We start from the raw sequence: 13,478 nt of genomic DNA on the forward strand, positions 1-13,478 counted from the left end.
CCACCAAGCCGCCCCAGCCGTCTGCTGCTGCGGCTACGCCAAGGCCCAGGAAAACCTATAGCAGTTTCAGCAGAACCTTGCCGGTCTTGCCGGGCGCCAGCGATGATTTCACAGCTTCCGAGATATCGGTGATGTCGTAGGCTGCCTCCACGGGCAGCTTGACTTCGCCTGAGGCGACGCGTGTGATGAGTTCGCTGATCAGCCGTCGCCGCTCTTCCGCCGGCATGGCGGCGCTGATCTTGATGCCCCAGAAGCCCTTGATCGTAAGCTGCTTGAAGATGACGGCCCTCGAGGCGATCTGCATCGGCTTGCCGGCAGCAGTGCCGAAGGAAACCAGCAGGCCGTTTTCGCCCAGCAGGTCTGCCAGGTCGTTGCTCGCAACACCACCGACGGAATCGACTGCGGCACGGATCGGCGCGTCGCCGATCATGGCGCGCACCTTGGCCTTCCAATCCGGCGCCGCGGTCGAGACGGCATTGCCGATACCGAATGCGGATAGCTCATCGATGCCGCCGTCTCGCCGAACGAGATTGATCATGTGTATGCCGCGGCTATGTGCCAGCATGGCCAGGGTCTTGCCGACAGCACCGTTCGCTGCGTTCTGGATGATCCAGTCGCCGCGCTCGACATTGAGGAATTCCAAAAGCGAGATAGCGCTGAACGGCATGGCGATCAGCTGCGCTGCGGCTTCGTCGGAGATCACGTCAGGCACCGGAACAAGGCTTGCTGCCGGCGCCGTGAATTGCTCTGCCCAGGTGCCATGGACGCCGGCCGCAACGACGCGCTTGCCGATCAGCGCCTTGTCGACGTCAGGCCCGACAGCATCGACAAAGCCAACCGCCTCGCTGCCGCCAATGGCAGGCAAAACCGGCTTATAGCCATAGGCGCCGCGCACGGTCCAAAGGTCATGATTGTGGATGGGGGAGAGAATGGTGCGAATGCGCACGTCTCCGGCGGCAGGCTCCGGCAGTGGCATGTCGGCCAAATAAAGGACCGAAGCCGGATCGCCGAAGACATCGTGGATGGCACTGCGCATTGTATTTTCCTTGTGTGTTGACATACTGGTCCTGCTTTGGATCAAAGGCCGCCGGGTGCCGAAAGGGCTTGCTCAGTGGCAAGCATGGCCTGGTCGAGCGGTGTCTTGTCTTTTCCTAGCTTCGCCAGGATTGCCGCCCCGAGCCATAGGCTATAGAGCGAACGAGCCGTCTTTTCCGGGATGCAGGATGGCGAAATCGAACCGTCCTCGCGTCCCTCGGTGATTGTTTTGGTGATGCGGCGAATGAGGTCCTCGACGCCGCCGAGCAGGATCACGCGCATATTGTCTGAGAGATCGGAGATCTCGGCGGCAAGTTTTACGACCAGGCACCGGTCAGCGAGGCTGGCCGTATTGCCATCGGAAAGCCAGGCATTCCAATAGAGCATCAGGCGCTGGCGGCCATTGCCTTTCCAGCCGAAGAGCGTGTCGAGCCGCTCCGCGTAGTCGGAACAATATTGCTTCAGCAGAGCGCAGCCGAAGGCCTCTTTGGATGCGAAATAGTAATAGAATGAACCTTTCGGCACGGCGCTCTGCTCGAGCAGCTCCTTCAGGCCCACGCCTCCGAAACCCTTGCGCAGCACCAGTTCCCGCCCGATTGCGAGAATATGGCTGCGAGTCAGCTCCGATTTCCTCTTCGTCATCATGAGCGGTCCCTAACAAATAATCGACCGGTCGTCTATAAACTCGATGTTGTTCACAGTCAGATCAGTGCGAGGGCCGCAAGCGAGAGGATCAAAGCCGGAAACATCACGAGAGCGCCGATCCTCAGAAACGCCAGCGCTCCCATATGCAGCCCTTCGCGGCGAAGAGCGGCAAGCCAGAGGATGGTGGCGAGCGAGCCGGTGACGGAGAGGTTGGGGCCGAGATCGACGCCGATCAGCACTGCGCCGGCAATGGAATCAGGAACATGGGCGGCCTGCACCGCGCTGCCGGCGAAAAGACCGGCCGGCAAATTGTTGACGAGGTTGGAGACGATTGCAACGGAAAGCCCGGCAGCGCCGACCGCCTGTGTCTGCGACTGAGTCGCCAGCAACGCCAGCTTTTCGGACAGGAGGGCGGTGAGCCCGGTGTGGTTGACCGCCTCGACGATCACGAAAAGGCCCGCAACCAGAGGTATTACGCTCCAGCTGATGCCGCGAACCGTCTCCAGCGGATTTTGCCGGGTAAGAACGAGAACGATGACGGTCGTGAGGAGGCCCGCGACAAATGTCGGGATGCCGAGATCGACATTCATGGCCGACGCCACGATCAGAATGAGGGCGGTGACTATCAGCCCCCATCCTGCCAGCTTGGCGCTATGGGAAAGGGCGGGTTGGCCAACCTCGCGGGCGATCGTGTCTTCCGCCAGTGCATGGCGCTGCGTCCAGTAGAGGCAGGCGAAGGTGACGATGATCGACACGATGGATGGCAGCAGAAAGGTCTGCATCCAGTGCGACAGGGATGGCATCTCGCCGCCGGCGAAGATCACCAGATTGGCCGGATTGGAGATCGGCAGCACGAAGCTTGCGGCATTGGCGATGAAGGCGCAGACCAGCAGATATGGCATGGGGTCCTTCACCCGTGCCGCACGGCAGGCTGCGTAGACGGCCGGCGTGAGTACGACGGCGGTTGCGTCGTTCGACAGGAATACCGTCACGACCACGCCGACGACATAGACAAGCACGAACAGCCGGCGAGGAGAGCCCTTGGCATGCGCGGTGGCGATTGCCGCCACCCAGTCGAAGAGCCCTTCGCGCCGTGCGAGCTCCGACAAAAGCATCATGCCGATCAGGAAGAGATAGACATCGAACCCTTTGGATATGCCTGTCCATACATCGGCTGGACCGATGAGCCGAAGCGCAACGAGAAGCGCTGCTCCGAGAACAGCCCAGATCGCTTCTGGCCATCGGAACGGGCGTGTAACGACGCCGATAGCTGTCAGGCCGGCGATGCTCCAGGTGATGGCGGATTCAGTCATTCATCTCGTCTTGGATTTGAGGTCGGAGCGGCTATGTAGCATCACCACGGGACAGCGCAAACCGTAACCGAGCTATATTCGCAGACAACCCAGCATGAAAGGCCACGCCGAGGGAGCGTTATGCCTTCTTCGCCGTATCCGCTTTCCCAGCGATATCGTCATGCGATTTGTCGGCTCGCTCGACAAGGACGGAGCATTCCGCATGACGGATGACGTATTCGACCGTCGAACCGAATATGCGATCGATGATATCGGACGTATGCGTTGCGAGGATAATCAGATCGGCCTTCTTCTCCTTGGCGATGGTCAGCAGCGTCGTCGATGCCGTGCCCATGCGCACATCGATGGTCGCGGTAATGCCGAGACGCCTGCACAAGGCATTGAGCTTTTCCTCGGCTTCCGTGATCGCTGAGACAGCCCATTCGTCCGGGCTTTCCCGCCCCGAGAGGAAGCGCTCGATAACGTGGGCGACCGTTAATTCGCCGTCTGGAGACAGAAGTGCGTGGGATGTGCGCAACAGGCGTTCGGCGCGTTCGCGTGAGCCGAGCCCAATGGCGCAAATGATATTGTCATACATTGCATTCTCCCAAAACACCCCGGCCGCAGTCGTTCTTGGCGTCACTGGCATCTGTCCGGTTGCGACGAGCAGGGCGAGCATACGAATGTTCAACACATCGATAATGGCGGGATTCGTCAAGTCTCGCCGCCGCTGTGATGCAAACCAAACCATGCATATCTACGCGCTCCGTCGCCGTGTGGCTTCGATTTATCCCACTTTGCACGAAGACAGCTGCGTCATTCTGGCAACTGGACTCGATCATTCCATTCATTGTACATATATTGTATGCATTCAACTTACCAATTGATTGCATTCATTTGCGAGACTGAATCAGGAGTAATGTCATGGATATTGACTATCCCCCGCTGAGCCCATTGCAGACTGGTCTCCGGTGCCGCTGCCCGCGCTGCGGTCAGGGGCGCATGTTCGACGGATTTCTGACCCTGCGCAAACGATGCGAGGCGTGTGGGCTTGACTATTCCTTTGCCGATCCGGCCGACGGCCCGGCATTTTTCGTCATCTGTTTCGCCTGTATCCCGAGCGTTCTTCTCGGCGTCTGGCTGGAGGTGGCCTTCTCCGCTCCGGTCTGGGTGCAGTTTCTGTTGACTGGCCCCTTCATGGTGGCGACCTGCATCCCCCCTCTACGCCCGCTGAAGGGTTGGCTTGTCGCCAGTCAGTACTTTTATAAGGCCGAGGAAGGCAAGCTCGTCCGCCTGCCGGCAACCGAGACGCCGCACTAAGCGAGCTAGGTTTGTGGGCCTTATCTCGAATTGATGACCGTCGCGGCGAGATGGACGATAGCACCGCTATGTCGTGCGGACGGGAATATCATGATCGAAGTTGGATTCGACGATGGTTTGAACAAAAAATAAAGCTGCCAGAGCATCAGTTTCGGGGTGGTGCTCCTCACGATAAATAGTGTCAACTAGCCTGGAAATATTCGAAATGTGGGATTGGTTCCCTTTAGTCTTCATTCTGTTCAAGGTTCTCGTGTTAGGCACGGGCATGTTCTTCGCCATCAAGTGGCATCACGATCAAGGGAAGCAGAAATAACGAAACCGGCGGACATACCTTTGACGCCTCGGATCAAAGCGAAATTCTCGGCGCTCGATACCGGATATCGACCCTTCGGCATCGCAGTGCCTATGCCGCACTGCACATTTCGCCAAATAAGTCACCCTTCAAGTCAAAAAAGTATCAGTCGAGCGTACAAGGCGTAGTAGCGGCAGGCGCGTATGAGGGGTAGGTTTACCACATAGAAGACGTGATGGCCTCTGGGAGGAGGCGCCGCAACCGTTGCTATGCGGACGGATGAAAAGGAGGCTTGCCGATGAACCCCGATTTGGAAGTGGTCGCGATCGGCAGCGGAGAATCCTTCAAGGCGTGGGAACACGGTTATCCCTACCGCACGGTTCGCTGGCATTTCCATCCCGAATATGAAATCCACCACGTCGTCGCGACGACGGGCCAATATTTCATCGGCGACTTCATTGGTGAGTTCGAACCGGGCAATCTCGTGCTGACGGGACCGAACCTGCCGCACAATTGGGTGAGCGATGTGCCCGTCGGCGTCACCTTGCCGCTGCGCTGCCGCGTGCTGCAATTTTCCGAATCCTTTTTTGCCGATGCCAGTAAAGTCTTTCCGGAACTGTCGGCCTGCGCAGGTATTCTTGAAACGAGCCGCCGTGGTGCGCTCTTCACGCCTGAGACGGCTGTCATCGTCGGCCCGATCCTCGGTGAGCTGGTCGAGGCATCGGGCATCCGCCGTATCGAACTCTTCATGAATATTCTCGACGCCATGAGCCGTGCCGAGGGCACGCGCACGCTCGCCAGCGCCGGCTATCAGCCGGACCCATCCGGCTTCATGTCGGCGGGTGTCAATCAGGCGCTGGCTTACATCAACGCGCATCTGACCGAGCCGTTCAGCGAGTGCGATCTGGCCGAATTGACCGGCCAGAGCCCGAGCGCCTTTTCCCGCAGCTTTCGTCGCCATACCGGCATGGCGCTGGTGCAATATGTCAATCGTCTGCGCATCAACTTCGCCTGCCACCTCTTGATGAGCAAGGCCGACATGACGATCACCGACATCTGCTTCGCGGCAGGCTTCAACAATATTTCGAACTTCAATCGGCGTTTTCTGGATCAGAAGGGCATGGCGCCCTCTCGGTTCAGATCGCTCTTGGCACAGCACGCACGTGCGGTGGAGGCCGCCTAAAAAAAGGGAGGACAGGGAGGAGAGACAAAATTCAGGGCAAGCGAACGGGCAGGCACATTTGCCGTCCGAAGGAGAAGGCTTGTCCGAAAATACCGCCGCGTCGGCCCGATGGCCGTTGTTTGCGGACAACCAAACAAGAGCATCGCGTGCGAACGGCCGCGATGATCGAGGGAAACCATTACCAATTGGAACGGAGAAATTCCAATGACCCATTTCGCACTGAAAGTCGCCGGCATAGCCGTGCTTGCCGCCGGTCTTCTGGCCGGCACCGCCGCCTTTGCGCAATCCGCCAAGGTGACGGATGCGACCGTCGCCTTCCTGATGCCGGACCAGAGCTCCACTCGCTATGAAGAGCATGATTTCCCCGGCTTCCAGGCGGAAATGAAGAAGCTCTGCGCCGGCTGCAAGGTCATCTACCAGAATGCCAATGGCGATGCTTCGCGTCAGCAGCAGCAGTTCAATTCGGCGATCTCGCAGGGTGCAAAGGCCATCGTGCTCGATCCGGTTGATTCCACTGCCGCCGCTTCGCTGGTGAAGCTCGCGCAAAGCCAGGGTGTAAAGGTCATCGCCTACGACCGCCCGATCCCGTCGGCTGCCGCCGACTACTACGTCTCCTTCAACAATGAAGAGATCGGCAAGATGATCGCCAAGTCGCTGGTCGATCACCTGAAAGCCAAGGGCGTGAAGGCGGGTGACGGCGGCCTTCTCGAAATCAACGGTTCGCCGACCGATGCTGCTGCGGGCTTGATCAAGAAGGGGATCCATGCCGGTCTGGCCGATGGCGGCTATCCGGTGCTTGCGGAATTCGACACGCCGGAATGGGCGCCGCCGAAGGCGCAGCAATGGGCAAGCGGTCAGATCACCCGCTTCGGCAAGAAGATCCTCGGTGTCGTTGCCGCCAATGACGGCACGGGCGGGGCAGCCGTCGCCGCATTCAAGGCCGCCGGCTACGATCCGGTGCCGCCGGTCACAGGCAACGACGCGACCATCGCCGGTCTGCAGCTCATCATTTCCGGCGACCAGTACAACACGATCTCCAAGCCGAGCGAGATCGTGGCCGCCGCCGCCGCCAATGTCGCGATCGAATTACTATCAGGCCAGGCGCCGAAGGCCGACACGAAGCTCTTCGACACGCCGACCAAGCTCTTCACGCCGGCATTGGTCACCTCTGAAAACCTGAAGGCCGAGATCATCGACAAGACTGTGAACGGCAAGCCGATCCAGACGCCGGACCAGCTCTGCATCGACCGCTATGCCGATGGCTGCAAGAAGCTCGGTATCGGCAGCTGAGCCTTGCCTCATCCAGATCCGGCCGCTTCGGCGGCCGGAAACCAACAGCATTTCAACCCGAGAAGGTGGCTTGTCATGAGTGACGCTTCCGACCAAAGAGCCCCATCGGGCGAGCTTGTGCTCAGCCTCAAAGGGATCTCCAAACACTTCGGCGCCGTCTCGGCTCTGACGGATATCAACCTCGATGTGCATGCCGGCGAAGTCGTGGCTCTTGTTGGCGACAATGGCGCGGGCAAATCGACGCTCGTCAAGGTTCTGGCCGGCGTTCACCAGCCGAGTTCAGGTACGATCACATTCCGCGGCAAGCAGGTCACGCTCAGCGATCCCGCGACCGCGCTTGATCTCGGTATTGCCACGGTTTTTCAAGATCTGGCGCTTTGCGAAAATCTCGATGTCGTCGCGAACATCTTCCTCGGCCGGGAATTGAGCCCGATGAAGCTCGATGAGACCGCCATGGAGGTTCGCGCCTGGACCTTGCTCAATGAGCTTGCGGCGCGCATTCCGAGCGTGCGTATCCCGATCGCATCGCTTTCGGGCGGCCAGCGGCAGACGGTGGCGATCGCCCGCTCGCTGCTGCTTGAGCCGAAACTCATCATGCTTGACGAGCCGACTGCAGCGCTTGGCGTCGCACAAACCGCCGAGGTGCTGAACCTCATCGAGCGCGTTCGCGACAAGGGGCTCGGCGTCATCATGATCAGCCACAACATGGAGGACGTGCGCGCCGTCGCCGACCGCATCGTCGTGCTGCGCCTCGGCCGCAACAACGGGATCTTCTATCCCGACACGTCAAATCAGGAACTCGTCAGCGCTATCACCGGAGCCACGGAAAATGCCGTGTCGCGACGGGCAGGGCGACGTCAGGCCCAACAGGAACTCAGAGAAGGGGGCCAGCCATGAGCGAGAATGGCAAGCAATCCACCCTGCTGCTCGACCGCAGCGACGTCCGCGTCAACCATGATACCGGGCTTGCGGCCACCATCCGCTCCTCCATCGATAAGGTCCGCTCCGGCGATTTAGGCTCGCTGCCCGTCGTCGTCGGGCTCGTGATCATCTGGACGGTGTTCGGCACGCTCAACCCGACCTTCCTGTCCAGCAACAACCTGGCAAACCTGCTGTTCGACGCCTCGACAGTCGGCATCATCTCTCTCGGCATCGTCTGCGTGCTGATGGTTGGCGAGATCGATCTTTCCGTGGGGTCGATCAGCGGCTTCGCATCCGCCATGGTCGGTATGCTCTGGGTCAACGAGGGCTGGCCGGTGGCCTTGGCGATCCTGGCGGCGCTTGTCGTCGGCGGCGCGATCGGCGCCATCTATGCCGTACTGTTCAACCGGCTAGGCATGCCGAGTTTCGTTGCCACATTGGCAGGCCTTCTCGCCGTACTTGGCATGCAGCTCTATCTGCTTGGAGCGACGGGGTCGATCAATCTGCCCTATGGCTCGGCCATCGTGAACTTCGGCCAGCTTCTCGTCATTCCTCGACCGCTTGCGTATCTCTTCGCGCTCATTCCGGGTGCGGTCCTGTTGTTGACCGGCTTAGGTACCGTGCGGCGGCGCAAGCAGGCGAACCTCTCCGCGCCCTCCGTCGGTGGCCTGCTGGCGAAGGCGGCCGTCATTACCGTGGCGTTGGAATTCGTCGCCTTCTATCTCAATCAGGATCGCGGCATTCCCTGGATGTTCGCCCTGTTCGTGGTGCTGGCCATCGTCATGAATTATGCGCTGACGCGCACGCAATGGGGCCGGTCGATGTCCGCCGTCGGCGGCAATCGCGAGGCCGCTCGCCGCGCCGGCATCAATGTGCGGCGGATCTATACCAGCGCCTTCGTTCTATGCGCCATGTTCGCAGCCCTTGGTGGTGTACTCGCGGCAGCGCGCCTGGCCTCGGCCAGCCAGCAGGCTGGTACCGGCGACGTCAATCTGAATGCGATCGCGGCGGCCGTCATCGGCGGCACCAGCCTTTTCGGCGGCCGCGGCAGCGCCTATTCGGCACTGCTCGGCATCGTCGTCACCCAGTCGATCGCCAGCGGCCTCACCATGCTCGATCTGTCGTCGGCGCTTCGCTACATGATTACAGGCGCAGTTCTTGCCATTGCCGTCATCGTCGACTCGCTCGCCCGTCGTTCCCGCGCCTCGCATGGGCGCGGCTGATTTCTTCAAGAAGGTAAGGATTGCTATGAGACAGGATTTTGCCGGCAAGGTCGCCGCCATCACTGGGGCTGCGTCCGGAATTGGCCTGGAATGCGCCAAATCGCTATTGAACGAGGGCGCCAGCGTCGCCCTCGTCGACCGGGCCGAAGACAGCCTGAAAAACCTCTGCGCCGAATTGGGACCGAACGCTCATCCCGTGGTCGTCGATCTTCTGAAGCCCGAGAGCGTGGCAACGATGATGCCGCAGATCCTGGAGAAATTCGGCAGGCTCGACATCTTCCATGCCAATGCCGGCGCCTATATCGGCGGCGAGGTTGCAGAAGGCGATCCCGATGCCTGGGACCGGATGCTTGACCTCAATATCAACGCGGCCTTTCGGTCCGTTCGGATGGTGCTGCCGCATATGATCGAGCGCAAGACCGGCGATATCATCATGACGAGTTCGATCGCCGGTCTGGTGCCCGTGGTCTGGGAGCCGATCTACACGGCCTCGAAGCATGCCGTTCAGGCCTTTACGCACACGGTGCGGCGCCAGGTCGCCAAGCATGGCATCCGTGTGGGTGCCGTGGCGCCGGGGCCGGTGGTGACGGCACTGATCAGCGATTGGCCGCAGGCAAAGCTCGATGAGGCGATCGCGGCAGGCGGTCTCATGGAGGCGACCGAAGTGGCGGATGCGGTGCTCTTCATGCTATCGAGACCGCGGAACATCGTAATCCGGGATCTGGTGATCCTGCCCTTGAGTACGGATCTCTGATGACGGCACCTTATTTCATCGGCATCGATGTCGGCACCGGCAGCGCCCGGGCCGGAATTTTCGATGCGCATGGTCATCTGCTTGGTGCGGCCAAGCAGCCGATCACCATCTGGCACGGGGCTGGCAGCATCGTCGAACAATCGAGCGAGCAGATATGGAAGGCCGTCTGCGATAGCGTCAAAGAGGCTATCGCCACGGCAAAGATAGCGGCCGGTGACGTTTCGGGCATCGGCTTCGATGCAACCTGTTCGCTGGTCGCGGTCAAGGTGGATGGTCGGCCCGTGGCCGTTGGCCCGTCTGGGGACGCCAATCGCAACATCATCGTCTGGATGGATCATCGCGCGGCCGGCGAGGCGGCGGAGATCAATGCCGGAGGTCATGCTGTGCTGCGCTATGTCGGCGGCCGCATCTCGCCGGAGATGGAGACGCCGAAGCTTTTGTGGCTGAAGCGAAACCTGCCGCGCTCCTTTGCGGCAACTGATCATTTCTTCGATCTTGCCGATTATCTGACCTGGCGCGCGACGGGTTCGCTGCAGAGATCGGTGTGCACGGTGACGTGCAAGTGGACCTATCTGGCCCACGAAAAGCGCTGGGACGCCCAATATTTCAAGGATATCGGTCTTGGTGAGCTAGCGGACGAAGGTTTTGTACGGATCGGCACCGAGATCGTCGAGCCGGGTACGGCGCTTGGCGAGGGCTTGAACGAAAGCGCCGCCCGCGATCTTGGCCTTGTCGTTGGTACGCCGGTCGGCGCATCGCTCATCGATGCCCATGCCGGCGGTGTCGGCACGCTTGGCGGGCAGGGACCGGATGGTAAAGCCGATGTCAGGAACAGGCTCGCCTATATCTTCGGCACATCCGCCTGCTCGATGGCATCGAGCGAAGCGGCCATCTTCGTCGATGGCGTCTGGGGACCTTATTTTTCGGCCATGGTGCCCGGCCTCTGGCTGACCGAAGGCGGCCAATCTGCGGCAGGGGCCGCGATCGATCATCTCGTTACCATGCATCCTGCGTCCGGCGAGGCGCGTCAGAAGGCGGAGGCCGAGGGCTTGTCGCTGGTCGCCTGGCTTGATCGACAGGCCATGCAGGCGAGCGGCAACGCGTCCGACGCCGTGAAGCTCGCGCAATCCATCCAAGTGGTTCCCGAATTTCTCGGCAACCGCTCACCCTATGCCGATCCCGATGCACGCGCCGTCATCTCCGGCCTCGGGTTGGAAACAGGCATCGACGATCTCATCGCTCTGTACGTTGCCGGCCTCTGCGGTATCGGCTATGGCCTCAAGCAGTTGCTCGAAAAGCTGGCGAAGGACGGCATTGCCTGCGATCTCGTCATTGCGAGCGGCGGTGCTGCGCAGAGCGGATTGGTCCGTCAGCTTCTCGCGGATACGACCGGCAGACCTGTCGCTGTGGCCGATACGGAAGAGCCCGTTCTTCTCGGCGCAGCCATGCTCGGTGCCACGGCTGGCGGCCATTGCGGCTCGCTCTTGGAAGCCATGACAACCATGTCGCGACTGGCGAAGAAGTTCGAGCCGGCGGACGGTGCCGTCAAGGCGTTGCATGCACGGCGTTACGAAGCTTTCGAACTGCTGCAATCGGCAGATCGCAGCATCCGGGCCTTGATGGCGTCGTAAGTCCGGCGAGAAACGACATTTATTGCTCCAATTCATGAGTCTATACGCGGATGGCCCCCTACCGCTTTGTCAATTGCGGGCTAAATTGCCCTCATGCAGCCGAGCCGTCACGGTTCATCGCAGGAAAGGATGGTCATCATGGATATCACGAGGAACGGTGCGCAACCCTCCGGCAAAGGCCCTTCGGACTGGTTCACCGGTACAGTCCGCATCGACCCGGTCTTCGCGGCTAATGATGCGCGGCGAGCCGCAGCCAGCAGCGTCACGTTTGAACCCGGCGCAAGAACTGCGTGGCATACCCACCCGCGCGGTCAGACCTTGATCGTCACGGCTGGCCTGGGTCTCGTTCAGCGGGAAGGCGGCCCGGTCGAGGAGATCCGCCCCGGGGATATCGTCTGGTTCGAACCGGACGAGAAGCACTGGCACGGCGCTTCGCCGACGACAGCCATGACCCATGTCGCCATCCACGAACACCTCGACGGCAAGGTGGTGGATTGGCTGGAGCATGTGACGGACGAGCAATATCAGGCAAGGTAAAGGTCCAGCCCCGCGATCGGGCCAGTATCGAGCGGATCGCTCGCGAGCACCTAACGCTTGCCATGGCTTGGCCATAAGTCGGCCGCACGAGGTCAGTACAGACGGAACTCTGCCGCTTCGACGGCGCCGGCCTAACGATCGAATGCCCCGCGACGGCACTGACCTCGCGATGGCAGCAACACGGATGGGGAAATATCATGCTTCGGCTTGTGATTGGCGCAGCTCTCGCGCTTGCAATGCTCACATGGTCCAATGCGCAATGCATGCAGATGCCGACGGGTTTTTTCCTGCTGTCGAGCAGCGTATTTGTGCCCGATTGAACTCGACGCAATCAGGCAGATGTCGCCATCGCAGCGGTGCTGGCCGTAGGCAGATAAGCGTTCGGTTGCATCGCCGCGTAGTTTCGATCCAATGGCACGAATCGAGGATATCCGATGACCTCTGCTGAGCGTCCTATGCCGAGCGAGGCAGGCATCTTGCAGTTCATGGAGATTTGCGATTCTTTCTATCCGCCGGATGCGGTTGCGGCCTCCATCGCACAGCAGCGCCAATGGTATGACGCATTATGCGCGCGCTTCGATCGCCCTTTGCCGAAGGGCATGCAGACCAGAGATGACCTTGTATCCGGAACGATTCCCGTCAGGCATTACAAGCCCGCCAATATCCGCACGGCAACGAACCTGCTCTATCTCCACGGTGGCGGCTTCGTCGTCGGCTCGCTCGAGAGCCATCATGCCATCTGCGCCGAGATCGCCGATCATGCCGGCGCTGAACTGATCTCGGTCGATTATCGGCTGGCGCCGGAATATCGCTGGCCGGCACAAACGGATGACTGTTTCAGCGTCCTCAAACAGCTGCTTGCCGAGAGGAAGTCGGTCGTGCTGATCGGCGACAGTGCCGGCGGTAATCTGGCGGCTGGATTGGCGGTGCGGGCGCAAGCCGAGGGGCTTTCGGGGATTGTCGGCCAGATCTTGATCTATCCCGCACTCGGCGGCGATCTCGTCTCGGGTTCCTATGAGGAGATGGCCGAGGCGCTAGGCCTCACGACGGCCGATGTCGCCTATTACCGCACTATTCTGCAGGCGCCGGAAGGCGATCCGGTCTCGGGGCCGCTTGCTTTGTCGTCTCTAGCTGGCCTTCCGCCCACCTTTATTACCGTGGCCCATTACGATCCGCTGCGCGATGATGGACGCAATTATGCGGCCCGTCTGGCGCAGGCTGGTGTCGAGGTTTGGTTCCGTGAGGAGCCGCAGATGGTGCATGCCTGGCTACGGGCACGGCATATGAGCGAAGGTGCGCGGGCCGGCTTTGCCGCCATCTGCGCAGCGGCAAGCCGGTTTGCGGGGTCGCGCTGA

General features: G+C 60.6%; 13 protein-coding genes. 9 read left to right on the forward strand and 4 right to left on the reverse strand.

Annotated elements, in window-relative coordinates:
• Positions 1-55: 55 nt before the first annotated feature.
• The 4 genes from RTCIAT899_RS26665 to RTCIAT899_RS26680 all read right to left on the reverse strand — a co-directional run bounded on the left by RTCIAT899_RS26665 (position 56) and on the right by RTCIAT899_RS26680 (position 3,570).
• A complete protein-coding gene (locus tag RTCIAT899_RS26665) occupies positions 56-1,036 on the reverse strand; it encodes a zinc-binding dehydrogenase (protein WP_015342938.1) in 981 nt (326 codons plus the stop codon).
• A gap of 41 nt (positions 1,037-1,077) precedes the next feature.
• Positions 1,078-1,680 carry a TetR/AcrR family transcriptional regulator gene (locus tag RTCIAT899_RS26670; RefSeq protein ID WP_015342939.1) on the reverse strand — a complete coding sequence of 201 codons (603 nt, stop codon included), beginning with the start codon at positions 1,678-1,680 and terminating at the stop codon, positions 1,078-1,080.
• 56 nt (positions 1,681-1,736) lie between these two features.
• Positions 1,737-2,993 (reverse strand): arsenic transporter, encoded by a 1,257-nt coding sequence (locus tag RTCIAT899_RS26675; RefSeq protein WP_015342940.1) that lies wholly within the window; start codon positions 2,991-2,993, stop codon positions 1,737-1,739.
• A gap of 118 nt (positions 2,994-3,111) precedes the next feature.
• Complete coding sequence (locus tag RTCIAT899_RS26680; protein WP_015342941.1) at positions 3,112-3,570, reverse strand: universal stress protein; 459 nt, start codon at positions 3,568-3,570, stop codon at positions 3,112-3,114.
• 326 nt (positions 3,571-3,896) lie between these two features.
• On the opposite strand from RTCIAT899_RS26680, the gene RTCIAT899_RS26685 reads away from it, so the two are divergent.
• From RTCIAT899_RS26685 to RTCIAT899_RS26725, 9 genes are all read left to right on the forward strand, one after another.
• Positions 3,897-4,292 carry a DUF983 domain-containing protein gene (locus tag RTCIAT899_RS26685; RefSeq protein ID WP_015342943.1) on the forward strand — a complete coding sequence of 132 codons (396 nt, stop codon included), beginning with the start codon at positions 3,897-3,899 and terminating at the stop codon, positions 4,290-4,292.
• Between the two features lie 590 nt (positions 4,293-4,882).
• Positions 4,883-5,767, forward strand: a complete 885-nt coding sequence (locus RTCIAT899_RS26690; protein ID WP_015342945.1) for an AraC family transcriptional regulator — start codon at positions 4,883-4,885, stop codon at positions 5,765-5,767.
• A gap of 204 nt (positions 5,768-5,971) precedes the next feature.
• Complete coding sequence (locus RTCIAT899_RS26695) at positions 5,972-7,057, forward strand: ABC transporter substrate-binding protein (protein ID WP_015342946.1); 1,086 nt, start codon at positions 5,972-5,974, stop codon at positions 7,055-7,057.
• A gap of 75 nt (positions 7,058-7,132) precedes the next feature.
• Positions 7,133-7,954, forward strand: coding sequence for an ATP-binding cassette domain-containing protein (locus RTCIAT899_RS26700; RefSeq protein ID WP_015342947.1), 822 nt, complete (start codon positions 7,133-7,135; stop codon positions 7,952-7,954).
• The gene (locus RTCIAT899_RS26705; RefSeq protein ID WP_015342948.1) at positions 7,951-9,201 is read left to right on the forward strand and encodes a sugar ABC transporter permease; all 1,251 of its coding nucleotides are present in this window, start codon (positions 7,951-7,953) and stop codon (positions 9,199-9,201) included. The genes RTCIAT899_RS26700 and RTCIAT899_RS26705 overlap by 4 nt, the downstream gene beginning before the upstream one ends.
• A 25-nt stretch (positions 9,202-9,226) precedes the next feature.
• Complete coding sequence (locus RTCIAT899_RS26710) at positions 9,227-9,955, forward strand: SDR family oxidoreductase (protein WP_041678402.1); 729 nt, start codon at positions 9,227-9,229, stop codon at positions 9,953-9,955.
• Positions 9,955-11,586, forward strand: a complete 1,632-nt coding sequence (locus RTCIAT899_RS26715; protein WP_015342950.1) for an FGGY-family carbohydrate kinase — start codon at positions 9,955-9,957, stop codon at positions 11,584-11,586. Before RTCIAT899_RS26710 ends, RTCIAT899_RS26715 begins: the two co-directional genes overlap by 1 nt.
• 135 nt (positions 11,587-11,721) lie before the next feature.
• Positions 11,722-12,123: a (R)-mandelonitrile lyase gene (locus RTCIAT899_RS26720; RefSeq protein ID WP_041678403.1), complete on the forward strand. Its 402-nt coding sequence runs from the start codon at positions 11,722-11,724 to the stop codon at positions 12,121-12,123.
• Between the two features lie 434 nt (positions 12,124-12,557).
• Positions 12,558-13,478, forward strand: coding sequence for an alpha/beta hydrolase (locus RTCIAT899_RS26725; RefSeq protein ID WP_041678193.1), 921 nt, complete (start codon positions 12,558-12,560; stop codon positions 13,476-13,478).

The sequence above is a fragment of the Rhizobium tropici CIAT 899 genome (genome assembly GCF_000330885.1).
GTDB classification, from domain to species: domain Bacteria; phylum Pseudomonadota; class Alphaproteobacteria; order Rhizobiales; family Rhizobiaceae; genus Rhizobium; species Rhizobium tropici.

Excerpts from the sequence above, each read along its gene's own strand:
- RTCIAT899_RS26715 (WP_015342950.1), top strand. The coding sequence starts at position 9,955 with ATGACGGCACCTTATTTCATCGGCATCGATGTCGGCACCGGCAGCGCC.
- RTCIAT899_RS26695 (WP_015342946.1), top strand. The coding sequence starts at position 5,972 with ATGACCCATTTCGCACTGAAAGTCGCCGGCATAGCCGTGCTTGCCGCC.
- RTCIAT899_RS26690 (WP_015342945.1), top strand. The coding sequence starts at position 4,883 with ATGAACCCCGATTTGGAAGTGGTCGCGATCGGCAGCGGAGAATCCTTC.
- RTCIAT899_RS26675 (WP_015342940.1), bottom strand. The coding sequence starts at position 2,993 with ATGACTGAATCCGCCATCACCTGGAGCATCGCCGGCCTGACAGCTATC.
- RTCIAT899_RS26680 (WP_015342941.1), bottom strand. The coding sequence starts at position 3,570 with ATGTATGACAATATCATTTGCGCCATTGGGCTCGGCTCACGCGAACGC.
- RTCIAT899_RS26710 (WP_041678402.1), top strand. The coding sequence starts at position 9,227 with ATGAGACAGGATTTTGCCGGCAAGGTCGCCGCCATCACTGGGGCTGCG.
- RTCIAT899_RS26670 (WP_015342939.1), bottom strand. The coding sequence starts at position 1,680 with ATGATGACGAAGAGGAAATCGGAGCTGACTCGCAGCCATATTCTCGCA.
- RTCIAT899_RS26725 (WP_041678193.1), top strand. The coding sequence starts at position 12,558 with ATGACCTCTGCTGAGCGTCCTATGCCGAGCGAGGCAGGCATCTTGCAG.
- RTCIAT899_RS26705 (WP_015342948.1), top strand. The coding sequence starts at position 7,951 with ATGAGCGAGAATGGCAAGCAATCCACCCTGCTGCTCGACCGCAGCGAC.
- RTCIAT899_RS26700 (WP_015342947.1), top strand. The coding sequence starts at position 7,133 with ATGAGTGACGCTTCCGACCAAAGAGCCCCATCGGGCGAGCTTGTGCTC.
- RTCIAT899_RS26665 (WP_015342938.1), bottom strand. The coding sequence starts at position 1,036 with ATGCGCAGTGCCATCCACGATGTCTTCGGCGATCCGGCTTCGGTCCTT.
- RTCIAT899_RS26685 (WP_015342943.1), top strand. The coding sequence starts at position 3,897 with ATGGATATTGACTATCCCCCGCTGAGCCCATTGCAGACTGGTCTCCGG.